This window comes from Kitasatospora sp. NPDC057518 (genome assembly GCF_042802075.1).
Classification (GTDB): Bacteria; Actinomycetota; Actinomycetes; order Streptomycetales; family Streptomycetaceae; genus Kitasatospora.
The window spans coordinates 1-11,821 of sequence record NZ_JBHVEU010000277.1 but is presented as its reverse complement, the minus strand read 5'-3'; the positions used below and the strand labels follow the sequence as shown (position 1 = coordinate 11,821).

10 protein-coding genes are annotated in these 11,821 nt (G+C 73.6%); 6 read left to right on the top strand and 4 right to left on the bottom strand.

Translation table 11 applies throughout. The features are described from left to right. The first annotated feature begins 51 nt into the window (after positions 1–51). Both aceB and ACFU7Z_RS25810 read left to right on the top strand, forming a co-directional pair. Positions 52–1,662: a malate synthase A gene (gene aceB, locus ACFU7Z_RS25815; RefSeq protein WP_380779953.1), complete on the top strand. Its 1,611-nt coding sequence runs from the start codon at positions 52–54 to the stop codon at positions 1,660–1,662. Between the two features lie 27 nt (positions 1,663–1,689). Beyond that, positions 1,690–2,556, top strand: a complete 867-nt coding sequence (locus tag ACFU7Z_RS25810) for a 3-hydroxybutyryl-CoA dehydrogenase (RefSeq protein ID WP_049652034.1) — start codon at positions 1,690–1,692, stop codon at positions 2,554–2,556. 66 nt (positions 2,557–2,622) lie between these two features. Here ACFU7Z_RS25810 and ACFU7Z_RS25805 read toward each other — a convergent pair whose 3' ends face one another. Continuing rightward, positions 2,623–3,435: an adenosylcobinamide amidohydrolase gene (locus tag ACFU7Z_RS25805; protein ID WP_380779951.1), complete on the bottom strand. Its 813-nt coding sequence runs from the start codon at positions 3,433–3,435 to the stop codon at positions 2,623–2,625. Between the two features lie 288 nt (positions 3,436–3,723). Here ACFU7Z_RS25805 and ACFU7Z_RS25800 point away from each other — a divergent pair, with 288 nt between their 5' ends. From ACFU7Z_RS25800 to ACFU7Z_RS25790, 3 genes are read left to right on the top strand one after another with little or no spacing between them, the layout of a single operon-like run. Next, complete coding sequence (locus tag ACFU7Z_RS25800) at positions 3,724–5,229, top strand: MmgE/PrpD family protein (protein WP_380779948.1); 1,506 nt, start codon at positions 3,724–3,726, stop codon at positions 5,227–5,229. Beyond that, positions 5,229–6,134: a methylisocitrate lyase gene (gene prpB, locus ACFU7Z_RS25795; RefSeq protein ID WP_380779946.1), complete on the top strand. Its 906-nt coding sequence runs from the start codon at positions 5,229–5,231 to the stop codon at positions 6,132–6,134. Before ACFU7Z_RS25800 ends, prpB begins: the two co-directional genes overlap by 1 nt. 19 nt (positions 6,135–6,153) lie before the next feature. Then, positions 6,154–7,290: a bifunctional 2-methylcitrate synthase/citrate synthase gene (locus ACFU7Z_RS25790; protein ID WP_380779944.1), complete on the top strand. Its 1,137-nt coding sequence runs from the start codon at positions 6,154–6,156 to the stop codon at positions 7,288–7,290. A gap of 21 nt (positions 7,291–7,311) precedes the next feature. Here ACFU7Z_RS25790 and ACFU7Z_RS25785 read toward each other — a convergent pair whose 3' ends face one another. From ACFU7Z_RS25785 to folP, 3 genes are all read right to left on the bottom strand, one after another. Beyond that, positions 7,312–7,923, bottom strand: coding sequence for a polysaccharide deacetylase family protein (locus ACFU7Z_RS25785; protein ID WP_241852960.1), 612 nt, complete (start codon positions 7,921–7,923; stop codon positions 7,312–7,314). Positions 7,924–8,366: 443 nt separating this feature from the next. Next, complete coding sequence (locus ACFU7Z_RS25780; RefSeq protein WP_074003458.1) at positions 8,367–9,830, bottom strand: short-chain fatty acyl-CoA regulator family protein; 1,464 nt, start codon at positions 9,828–9,830, stop codon at positions 8,367–8,369. A 64-nt stretch (positions 9,831–9,894) separates the two neighbouring features. Next, positions 9,895–10,776 carry a dihydropteroate synthase gene (folP, locus tag ACFU7Z_RS25775; protein ID WP_380779941.1) on the bottom strand — a complete coding sequence of 294 codons (882 nt, stop codon included), beginning with the start codon at positions 10,774–10,776 and terminating at the stop codon, positions 9,895–9,897. A 134-nt stretch (positions 10,777–10,910) separates the two neighbouring features. Here folP and metF point away from each other — a divergent pair. After that, a partial coding sequence (gene metF, locus ACFU7Z_RS25770) for a methylenetetrahydrofolate reductase [NAD(P)H] (RefSeq protein ID WP_380779939.1) occupies positions 10,911–11,821 on the top strand: 911 nt, incomplete at its 3' end.

The window sequence follows — 11,821 nt, the reverse complement described above, 5'->3', positions numbered from 1 at the left end:
TCGTTGAGGGACGAGGCCCCGGGCGCCTTCCACCCGCCCCTGGAGCACCGGATGAGCCAGCCCAGCCGCATCGAGGTCCTCGGAGAACACGAGGACCGCTTCGACGAGATCCTCACCCCCGAGGCGCTCGCCTTCCTCGCCCGTCTGCACGACCGGTTCGCCGCCCGTCGCACCGCGCTGCTCGCCGAACGCGACCGGCGCCGCGCCGAGTTGGCGGACGGCGGCAGCCTCGACTTCCTCCCCGGGACCCGCGCCGTCCGCGAGGACAGCACGTGGCGCGTGGCCGGCGCCGGGCCGGGCCTGGCCGACCGCCGGGTGGAGATCACCGGCCCGCCCGAGCGCCGGATGACCGTCAACGCGCTCAACTCCGGTGCCAGGGTGTGGCTCGCCGACTTCGAGGACGCCACCACCCCCACCTGGCACAACCTGGTCTCCGGGCAGCTCAACCTGCTCGACGCGGTCGAACGCCGGATCGACGACACCACCCCGGAGGGCAAGCGCTACCGGATCGGCGACTCCCCCGCCACCATCGTCGTCCGCCCGCGCGGCTGGCACCTCGACGAGCAGCACCTGCTGGTCGACGGCCGCCCCGCCGTCGGCGCCCTGGTCGACTTCGGCCTCTACCTCTTCCACTGCGGCAAGCGCCAGATCGAGCGCGGCAGCGGCCCGTACTTCTACCTGCCCAAGCTGGAGGACCACCGCGAAGCCCGGCTCTGGAACGAGGTCTTCGCCTTCGCCCAGGCCGAGTTGGGCATCCCGCACGGCACGATCCGGGCCACCGTGCTGATCGAGACCATCACCGCGGCCTTCGAGATGGACGAGATCCTCTACGAGCTGCGCGAGCACGCCGCCGGGCTCAACGCCGGGCGCTGGGACTACCTGTTCAGCCTGATCAAGAACTTCGCCCAGCATGGCCCGCGCTACGTCCTGCCGGACCGCGCCACCCTCACCATGACCCAGCCCTTCCTGCGCGCCTACACCGACCTGCTGGTGCGCACCTGCCACCGGCGCGGCGCCCACGCCATCGGCGGCATGGCCGCCGCCATCCCCCAACGCGCCCCGGAGGCCAACGCGGTGGCCCTCACCAAGGTGCGCGCCGACAAGGAGCGGGAGGCCGGCGACGGCTTCGACGGCTCCTGGGTCGCCCACCCCGGCCTGGTCGCCACCTGCCGCACCGCCTTCGACGACGTCCTCGGCGACCGGCCGAACCAGCTCGACCGCACCCGCGAGGACGTCGAGGTCACCGCCGCCGACCTGCTCGGCGTGCACAGGCTGTCCGCCGGCCTGCCGACCGACCAGGGGCTGCGCTCCAACATCGCCGTCGCCCTGCGCTACCTCACCGCCTGGCTCGGCGGTTCCGGAGCCGTCGCCGTCTTCGGGCTGATGGAGGACGTCGCCACCGCCGAGATCGCCCGCTGCCAGATCTGGCAGTGGCAGCACCACTGCACCCGGCTGACCGGCGGCTCGCTCGTCACCCCGGACATGGTGCGGCGCCTGATAGACCGGGAGCGCGCCACACTGCTCGCCGAGGGCGCCGACCCGACGCTGGTGGACGACGCGGTGCGGATCCTGGAGGACACCGCCCTCGGCGCCGACCTGCCCGCCTTCCTCACCACCGAGGCCTACGCCCGCCACCTCGTGCGGATCCGCACCGCGGCCTGAGCCGCCCCACCACGGAGGCAGTGCACCATGAACGACATCCGCCGCGTCGCGGTCGTCGGCGCCGGACAGATGGGCGCCGGCATCGCCGAGGTCTTCGCCCGCGCCGGGCTCGACACCGTCGTCTGCGAGGCCGGCCGGGACGCCCTGCGCACCGCCCGGGCCCGGATCGACCGCTCGCTGCACCGCGCCGCCGACCGCGGCCGGATCAGCGAGGAGCAGCGCACCGACGCCTGGGCCCACCTGCTGTTCGCCGACGACCTGGAGGCGCTCGCCGACCGCCAGTTGGTGGTCGAGGCCGTCGTCGAGGACGAACGGGTCAAGACCGAGGTGCTCACCACCCTGGACAAGGTGCTCGTCGCCGAGGACGCCGTCCTGGCCACCAACACCTCGGCCATCCCGGTCACCCGCCTCGGCATCACCACCGGCCGCGCCTCCCACGTCCTGGGCCTGCACTTCTTCAACCCGGCCCCGGTGATGCCCCTGGTCGAGCTGGTGGCCTCGCTGCACACCGCCCCGACCGTCCTCGACCGGGTGGAGGGCTTCGCCCGGGACGTCCTCGGCAAGCACGTCGTCCACTCCCGCGACCGGGCCGGCTTCGTGGTCAACGCCCTGCTGGTGCCGTACCTGCTCGCCGCGATCCGGATGGCCGAGGCCGGCCACGCCAGCCCCGAGGACATCGACGCCGGGATGGTCCACGGCTGCGCCCACCCCATGGGGCCGCTCCAACTCGCCGACCTGATCGGGCTGGACACCGTCGAGGCGATCGCCCGGTCGATGTACGAGGAGTACAAGGAGCCGCTGTACGCGCCCCCGCCGCTGCTCTCCCGCATGGTCGAGGCCGGACTGCTCGGCCGCAAGAGCGGACGGGGGTTCCACGCGCACGCCTCGGCGTGACGAGCGCGCCCCGCCGGTGCCCGGCTCCCGTCGCGGAGGGCCCGGCACCGGCGGGGCGGCGTGGTTTCAGGCGGTGACGCGTCCGGGCGCTCCAGCCGCTCCGGGTACTCCAGCCGCTCCAGCCGCTCCGGCTGAAAGGACGTCCGCCCGGTGGCAGTCCGGCCGGGGCCCCTGGTGCGGCACACCCGGCCCCTCCCGCCGCCGGGCCCGGTCGCGTTCCGCCCCGTCGAGGACGGCCCGGTGGACGGCACGGGCCAGCCTGGAGCCCCAGACCGACCGCGGGCCGCCGAAGGGGTCGGCCGCCTCGCCGTCGACCGGGGTGCGGACGGCCACGCACACGGCGTCGGACGGGGTGCCCGAGCACGAGTAGCCGGCGTCCAGGAGGGCCTGCACCTTCGCCTCGGTGGCCGTCGCCAGCAGGTTCACCAGCCCCGCGTCGGCCACCGGCGCGGGCACGACCGCGAGGATGTTGATCGTCCCCGGGACGTAGGGTCCGGGCGGTGCCGCGGCCGCCGCGGCCCAGGTCGGGACGCCGATGCCGGTCGTCACCAGGGCGACGGCGCCGCCGTCCTCACCCCAGGTGCAGTCGTCGACCTCTGCGGCGGTCATCAGCCCGACGCCCGGCCCGCGCAGGCCCTCGGCCTCGGCCAGCTCCGCCAGGTGCCGCTCCGGGTCCATCCGGCTGTAGCCGGGCCGGACCTGGGCGTTCACCACCCAGCCGCGCTCGCCGATCCCCCCGCCCAGCACGCCGCTGCTGACCATCCGCCAGCCCGGGCCGGCCTTCCACACCAGCAGGTGACGACACGAGCCGTCCTCCGACCGCGCGGACCGGAGGACGGCGGGTCGCCGCAGCTCGGACACCAGGCTGTTCGCTGTGATCACCTCAGAGGCAGGGGGCGGTCGGGGCCGGCCCGGTCCGGCGGCGTGGTGCGGTGATCACCGGCGGAGGAGGCCCTGTGGATCCTAGCCCCGCGAGACCGGTCCGCAGGATTCGCGGTTTCGCGGGCTCCGCAGGTTCGCACGATCCGCGGATTCGCAGGATTCGCGGATTCGCAGCCCGGAGCTGTCCGGATTCCGCGGATTGGCCTGCTGGATCCCCGCCCGCCGGCGCGGCAGCCTGGAGCGTACGAGCCCGTCAGGGCGGTCCCGACACTCCCGAGGAGTCCCGTGATCGAGCACCACGTCCGCGTCCATCCCAGCGCCGACCGGCTGCCGCGAGAGGAGCAGTTGGCCTGGAAACTGGCCGCCGTCGCCACCGCCACCGAGGAGCCGGCCCCGGCCGCCGTGGGCATGGCCGTCAACCGGGTCGTCGACAACGCCTCGGTGGCGGTCGCGTCGCTGCTGCGCCGGCCGGTGGCGGTGGCCCGGTCCCAGGCGCTCGCGCACCACGGGGCGCCCGGCGCCCGGGTGTTCGGCAGCCTGGCCAGGGTCTCCCCCGAGTGGGCGGCCTGGGCCAACGGCACCGCCGTGCGCGAGCTGGACTTCCACGACACCTACCTGGCCGCCGACTACTCCCACCCCGGGGACAACATCCCGCCGCTGCTGGCCGTCGCCCAGCACGCCGGACGCACCGGCACCGACCTGCTGCGCGGCATCGTCGCCGCCTACGAGGTCCACGTCGCCCTGGTCAAGGGCATCTGCCTGCACGCCCACCGGATCGACCACGTCGCGCACCTGAGCGCGGCCACCGCCTGCGGGCTCGGCGCGCTGCTGCGGCTGCCGACGGAGACGGTGTACCAGGCGGTGCAGCAGGCCGTGCACACCACGACGGCGACCCGGCAGTCCCGCAAGGGCGAGATCTCCAGCTGGAAGGCCTTCGCCCCGGCCTTCGCCGGCAAGGCCGCGATCGAGGCGGTGGACCGGGCGATGCGCGGCGAGACCTCGCCCTCCCCGGTCTACGAGGGCGAGGACGGCTTCCTCGCCTGGATGCTCGACGGCCCGGACGCCGACTACACCGTGCCGCTGCCCGGGCCCGGCGAACCACGCCGGGCGATCCTGGACACCTACACCAAGGAGCACTCCGCCGAGTACCAGGCCCAGGCGGTCATCGACCTGGCCCGGCGGCTGCGCGAGAAGACCGGGCCGCTGGAGCGGGTGCGCTCGGTGGTGCTGCACACCAGCCACCACACCCACCACGTCATCGGCTCCGGCGCCAACGACCCGCAGAAGTACGACCCGACGGCCAGCCGGGAGACCCTCGACCACTCGATCCCGTACATCCTCGCCGTCGCCCTGGAGGACGGCGGCTGGCACCACGAGCGCTCCTACGCCCCCGAGCGCGCCAACCGCCCGGAGACCGTCGCCCTGTGGCTGAAGGTCAGCACGGTCGAGGACCCGGAGTGGACCCGCCGCTACCACGACCCCGACCCGCAGCACCGGGCCTTCGGCGGCCGGATCGTGATCACCCTGGACGACGGCTCCGTCATCGAGGACGAGCTGGCCGTCGCCGACGCCCACCCGGCCGGCGCCCGCCCCTTCGACCGCCCCGCGTACCAGCGGAAGTTCCGCACCCTCACCGAGGGCCTCGTCACCCCCACCGACCAGGACCGCTTCCTCACCGCCACCGCCGACCTCACCGAGCTGACGACCGCCGGCCTCGACGAACTGTTCCCGGCCGTCGACTTCGAGGCCGTCCGCGAGTTCGACCGCACCCTGCCGAAGGGCCTGTTCTGATGCTGCACACCCGCACCACCGCCGCCGAACGCCGCCGGGCGCTGCGTGAACAGCTCGCCTCCGGACGGCTGCTGCGCGTCCCCGGCGCGATCAACCCGCTCTCCGCCCGCCTCATCCAGGACCTCGGCTTCGACGCCGTCTACCTCTCCGGCGCCGTCCTCGCCGCCGACCTCGGCCTGCCGGACATCGGCCTGACCACCTCCACCGAGGTCGCCGCCCGCGCCCAGCAGACCACCCGGGCCACCGACCTCCCGGTGCTGATCGACGCCGACACCGGCTTCGGCGAGCCGATGAACGCCGCCCGTACCGTCCAGCTCCTGGAGGACGCGGGCCTGGCCGGGCTGCACCTGGAGGACCAGGTCAACCCCAAGCGCTGCGGCCACCTCGACGGCAAGACCATCGCGCCCCGCGAGTCGATGGTCCGCCGGCTGCGCGCCGCCGTCGACGCCCGCCGCGACCCCGACTTCCTGCTGATGGCCCGCACCGACGCCCGCTCCGTCGAAGGACTCGGCGCCGCGATCGACCGGGCCAAGGCCTACGTCGACGCCGGAGCCGACGCGATCTTCCCCGAGGCCCTCGCCGACGAGGCCGAGTACGAGGCGTTCCGCAAGGCCGTGGACGTGCCGCTGCTCGCGAACCTCACCGAGTTCGGCAGGACCCCGCTGCTGGACACCCGCACCCTGGAGAGCCTCGGCTACAACATCGCCCTCTACCCGGTCACCCTGCTGCGGCTCGCCATGGGCGCGATCGAGGACGGGCTGCGCACCATCGCCGCCGAGGGCACCCAGGAGTCGCTGCTCCCGCGCATGCAGACCCGCTCCCGGCTGTACGAACTCCTCGGCTACGCCGACTACGCGGCCTTCGACTCGGCCGTCTTCGACTTCACCCTCCCGCCCGGCACCTGACCCGCACCGGAGACCAGCCATGCCCACCACCGCACCCGAGGTCCACCGCGGCCTCGCCGGTGTCGTCGTCGACACCACCGGGATCTCTACCGTCATCCCGGAGACCAACTCCCTCACCTACCGCGGCTACCCCGTCCAGGACCTCGCCGCCCACCGCTCCTTCGAGGAGGTCGCGTACCTGCTCTGGCACGGCGAACTGCCCGACGGCGCCCAACTGCGCGAGTTCCGGGCCCGCGAGCGCGCCCTGCGCCCGCTCGACCGCACCACCGCCGAGCTCCTCGCCAGGCTGCCCGAGACCTGCCACCCGATGGACGTGCTGCGCACCGCCGTCAGCTTCTTCGGCGCCGAGGACCCGACCGAGGACGACGGCCGCCCGGCGTCCGGCCTCGCCAAGTCCCTGACCCTGCTGGCGAAACTGCCCACCGTCGTCGCCGCCGACCAGCGCCGTCGCCGGGGCCTCGCCCCGATCGCACCGGACCCGGACCTCGGGTACGCGGAGAACTTCTTCCACATGTGCTTCGGCGCCGTGCCCGCCCCCGAGGTGGTCCGCTGCTTCGAGGTCTCGCTGGTGCTGTACGCCGAGCACAGCTTCAACGCCTCCACCTTCACCGCCCGCGTCGTCACCTCCACCCTCTCCGACCTCTACAGCGCCGTCACCGCCGCGATCGGCGCGCTCAAGGGCCCGCTGCACGGCGGCGCCAACGAGGCCGTGATGCACATGCTGGAGGAGATCGGCGACCCGGCCCGCGCCGCCGACTGGCTCGACGACGCCCTCGCGGCGAAGCGGAAGGTCATGGGCTTCGGCCACCGGGTCTACCAGCACGGCGACTCCCGTGTCCCGATCATGCAGGCCGCCCTCGACGAGCTGGTGGCCCTGGCGGCCGACCCCGGGACGACCCGGCTGGCCGCCCTGCACGCGGCGCTGCGCGAGGCGGTACTGGACCGCAAGGGCATCCACCCCAACCTCGACTACCCCGCGGGCCTCGCCTACCACCTGATGGGCTTCGACACCCCGGTCTTCACCCCGCTCTTCGTGATGAGCCGGGTCACCGGCTGGACCGCCCACATCACCGAACAGCTCGCCCACAACGCCCTGATCCGCCCGCTCGCCTCCTACGACGGCCCGGAACAGCGGCCGGTGCCGGCCTCCGCGTAGGAGACCGGCACCGCCGTCCGGTCAGGCCCGCGGGGTGGTGAAGCGGTAGCCGGAGTCGATCAGGGAGGGGAGGAAGCGCGTGAGAGCGGCCACCGTCTGCGAACGGTCGCCCCCGCCGTCATGGGTGAGCACGATCGCTCCCGGGCGCATCTCCTTCGTGAGCCGACCGAGGATCACGTCCGTCCCCGGCTCTGCCCAGTCCTCCGGGTCGACCGTCCAGCCCATCGGCCGCATCCCGAGCTCCCTGCTCGTCCTGAGCGTCCTCGGGGCCCAGTCCCCGCCCGGGGCCCGGAACCAGACGGGCGACTTGCCGGTGATCCCGGCGAGGAGGTCGGAGGTGCGCGTCAGCTCCTCCCGCACCTGGGCGTCGTCGGGAAGGTGACGGAGGTCCGGATGGCTCCAGGTGTGGTTGCCGATGCGGTGCCCCCGCGCCGCGATCTCCCGGACCAGGTCGGGACGGGCGGCCGCGTTCTCGCCGATCAGGAAGAACGTCGCCCGGATCCCGTGCTTCTCCAGCAGCGCCAGGACGTCGGGGGTGTGGCGCGGATGGGGTCCGTCGTCGATGGTGAGGGCCACCACCTTCCCCTCCTCCGCGAGTTCGAACAGCGGCCGGCTCTCCGCCTCGGTCAGCACCCTGGGGGCTTCCGGGGCGGCCTCCGGCGCGGTTTCAGGCGCGGCCTCCGGCGCGGCTTCCGGTGCGGCCGCCGGGGGTGCGGCCGCGGGCGGCGGCCCGGCGTTCCCTCTCGGCGCGGTACCGGGTTCCCCGGCCCGCCGTGCTCCCCCGCACCCTGCGGCGCCGAGGACCGACAACCCGGCCGCGGCCAGGATCAGCCTTCGCGAGACAATCTGATGATCTGACATTTTCTGGGTGTCCCCCCGGGCCTGACGCCCCCTCCCGGCGTTCACCCCGAGGGACCCACATCACCACCCGGAAGGACCCAGGGCCACACGGTCGGCGGCACGGTGCCGGGTCCGTCGCCGTCGCCCGGCCTGCGGCCGGGACGCCCCGACCACAGGGCCCCGACCGCGGCACCCGGGTGCCGCCCGCCGCCGGTGCGACGTCTCGGCGGCACCGGTCAGCGGCGCCCCTCCCGATCTCCGTCGCGCCCTTCGGCGACGACCGGGTAGGGCACCCTGGTGCGCCGGTCCGGGTCCACCACCAGCCGGCCGCCGACGGGGGGCCGGGCTCGCTGGGCGCAGTCGGTCCGCTCGCAGATCCGGCAGCCCAGGCCGATCGGCGTGGCCGCCTCCCGGCCGTCCAGGGCGATGCCCTCGGCGTAGACCAGGCGGTGGGCGTGGCGCAGCTCGCAGCCGAGCGCGACGGCGAACTCGCTGCGCGGCGCGCGGTGGCCGAAGCCGCCGTGGGTGACGGTGCGGGCGATCCAGAAGTACCGCTTGCCGTCCGGCATCTCGGCGATCTGGGTGAGGATCCGGCCCGGCGCCGAGAAGGCCTCGTAGACCGTCCAGAGCGGGCAGGTGCCGCCGAGGCGGGAGAAGTGGAAGTCGGTCGCGGACTGCCGCTTGGAGATGTTGCCCGCCCGGTCGGCGCGCAGGAAGGAGAACGGCACGCCCCGGCGGCCGGTGCGCTGCAGGGTGCTCAGCCGGTGGCAAACCGTCTCGAAGCCGACCCCGAAGCGGGCGCCGAGCAGGTCGATGTCATAGCGCAGCTCCTCGGCGGCGGCGTGGAAGGCCGAGTAGGGCATCAGCAGCGCACCGGCGAAGTAGGTGGCGAGGCCGATCCGGGCGAGGTCCGCCGCCTGGGGCGAGGTGAGGTCGGGCCCTGCCGCCGAGACCAGCGCGTCGAGCAGCGGCCGGTGCTCCAGCAGCGCGAGCTGGGTGGCCAGTTGGAAGGCCCGCTGACCGTCGGTCAGCCACGCGGAGAGGCGGAGGGTGCCGCTCACCGGATCGAACCGGCGCATCTCCGCCTGCCGCCGGTGGTCCGCGTCAACCACCCGCACGCCGTGCCGTTCGCCGAGTGCGGCCGCCAGCGCGGCGGCGAGGCCGCCGGCCGTGGTCGCCCCGAGCGCGGTCGCGGTGCGCTCGGCCTGCTCGTCCAGGGCCGGGATGTGGTTGTGGTGTGTGTAGAAGAAGTCCCGTACCTCGTCGTGGGGTTCGGCCGGGCTGAGCGCGGCGGTCCCGGCAGTGTCGCCGAGATCGGCGACCCTGGCGGCCGCCTCCCGGTAGCGGCGGTACAGCGCGACGAGCGCCCGGGCGACGTCGGGGTGGTCCCGGCTCACCTCCGCGACGTCCTCGGCCGGGACGGGGGCGCCGCACGCCTCGTCGGCGAGGGCGGCGCGCAGGTCGGTGGCGAGGCGCTCCTCGTCGGCCTCGGAGAAGAACTCCGGGTCCACGCCGAACACCTCGGCGATCCGCAGCAGCACGGCGGCGGTGAGCGGGCGCTGGCTGTGCTCGATCTGGTTGAGGTAGCTGGTCGAGATGCCGAGCTCGTGGGCCAGCTCGACCTGGTTCATGCCGTGCTCGCGGCGCAGCCGGCGCAGCTTGGCGTGGGCGAAGATCTTGCGCCCGACGGGACGTGCCATGGTGCGACGCACCCCTCTTCTCTGTTCTTCCCCGGTCTTCTCTTCCCCGGATGGTTGCGAAGGCCTACACCGGTACCTGGCCGACGGTCATCCGGTGGGCCCGTACGGCCGCCTCGACCCGCACGGCGTCGGCGGCCGCCCGCACCTCGTGGACCCGTACGGCCCAGGCGCCCTGCGCGGCGGCCAGGACGGCGGCGGCCGAGGTCGCGTCGTCCCGCTCCCGGGCCGGGCGGGGCTCGCCGGTGGCCGGGTCGGCGAGCAGTTCGCCGAGGAAGCGCTTGCGGGAGGGCCCGACCAGGAGCGGGCGGTCCAGCACGGCCCAGGCGTCCAGGGCGGCGAGCAGCGCCCAGTCGTCGCTCCGGCCCTTGGCGAAGCCGAGGCCGGGGTCGAGGACGACCTGCTCCGGGTCGACGCCGGCCGACACCACGGCGTCCAGTTGGCGCCCCACTTCGGCGACCACCTCGGCGACGACGTCCCCATAGTCGGCCAGGTCGTCCATCCCCTGGGACTGCCCCCGCCAGTGCATGACGACGAACGGCACGCCGGCCCGCGCGGCCGTCTTCGCCATGGCCTCGTCCGCCCGGCCGCCGCTGACGTCGTTGACGATCCGGGCCCCGGCGTCCACCGCGGCCTCGGCGACCTGGGCGCGCATCGTGTCGATGCTCACCAGGACGCCCTGCCGGGCGAGTCCGCGCACCACCGGCAGCACCCGCGCGAGCTCCTCCTCGACCGGCACCCGACGGGCGCCGGGGCGGGTCGACTCGCCGCCCACGTCCACCATGTCGGCGCCCCGCGCGGCGAGCGCCAGTCCGTGTTCCACCGCCCGGCCCGGGTCCAGCCAGCACCCCCCGTCCGAGAACGAGTCCGGGGTGACGTTGAGGATTCCCATGACCGCGCAGCGGCCCCAGTCGGGAAGTCCGGGAAGGGCGTACGCATGTCTTTCCATGGCCCTATTGTGCAGCCTCCGGAGGCCGTTCCGCGACCACTCCCGACCGCCCTCGATCGCGGCCGGAGAAAACCCGCGTATCACACTGTGGACTTTCCACCACGCCATTCCGAGCGGGCGTATACCGTCCTGTCATGACACTCGGGAAACCCTCCACACGCACCGACCGGGCGGCGACCGTCCGCGATCTCCTGGCCACCGGAAAGCGTTCCTATTCGTTCGAGTTCATGCCGCCGCGGAACGCCGAGGCGGAGGCCGGACTGTGGAACGCGATCCGCCGGCTGGAGGCACTCTCCCCCACCTTCGTCTCGGTGACCTACGGTGCGGGCGGCTCGACCCGGGAGCGGACGGTGAACGTCACCGGCCGCATCGCCCAGGAGACGACCCTCACCCCGGCCGCGCACCTGACCGCCGTCGGCCACAGCGTCGGCGAGCTCAGGAACATCCTCGGGCACTACGCCGACCAGGGAGTACGGAACATCCTGGCGCTGCGCGGCGACCCTCCGGGCGACCCGCTGGGCGCCTGGGTCCGGCATCCGGGCGGGGTCGAGTACGCCGCCGACCTGGTTCACCTCGTCAAGGACTCGGGCGACTTCTGCGTCGGGGTGGCGGCTTTCCCGGAAATGCACCCGCGGTCACCGGACTGGGAGTCGGAAATCCGGCACTTCGTCACGAAGTGCCGTTCCGGAGCCGACTACGCGATCACCCAGATGTTCTTCGAGGTGGACGGATACCTCCGTTTCCGGGACCGTCTCCAGAAGGCCGGATGCGATATTCCGGTGATTCCGGAGATCATGCCGGTGACCAGTATCCGGTCACTGCGCCGAATTCCGACCCTGAGCACCGCTGCCATTCCGACGGAATTCTCCGACCGCATGCTGGAACACCAGGACGATCCCGCCGCCGTGCGCTCGATCGGGATCGAGCACGCCACCGCCATGTGCCGGCGGTTGCTTTCCGAAGGCGTGCCCGGGCTGCATTTCATGACCATGAACTTCTCCACGGTCACCACCGAGATCTATCAGAACCTCGGACTGCCCCGGTC

Coding starts and splice junctions, on each gene's coding strand:
- aceB (WP_380779953.1), top strand. CDS start 52: ATGAGCCAGCCCAGCCGCATCGAGGTCCTCGGAGAACACGAGGACCGC.
- ACFU7Z_RS25810 (WP_049652034.1), top strand. CDS start 1,690: ATGAACGACATCCGCCGCGTCGCGGTCGTCGGCGCCGGACAGATGGGC.
- prpB (WP_380779946.1), top strand. CDS start 5,229: ATGCTGCACACCCGCACCACCGCCGCCGAACGCCGCCGGGCGCTGCGT.
- ACFU7Z_RS25790 (WP_380779944.1), top strand. CDS start 6,154: ATGCCCACCACCGCACCCGAGGTCCACCGCGGCCTCGCCGGTGTCGTC.
- ACFU7Z_RS25780 (WP_074003458.1), bottom strand. CDS start 9,830: ATGGCACGTCCCGTCGGGCGCAAGATCTTCGCCCACGCCAAGCTGCGC.
- folP (WP_380779941.1), bottom strand. CDS start 10,776: ATGGAAAGACATGCGTACGCCCTTCCCGGACTTCCCGACTGGGGCCGC.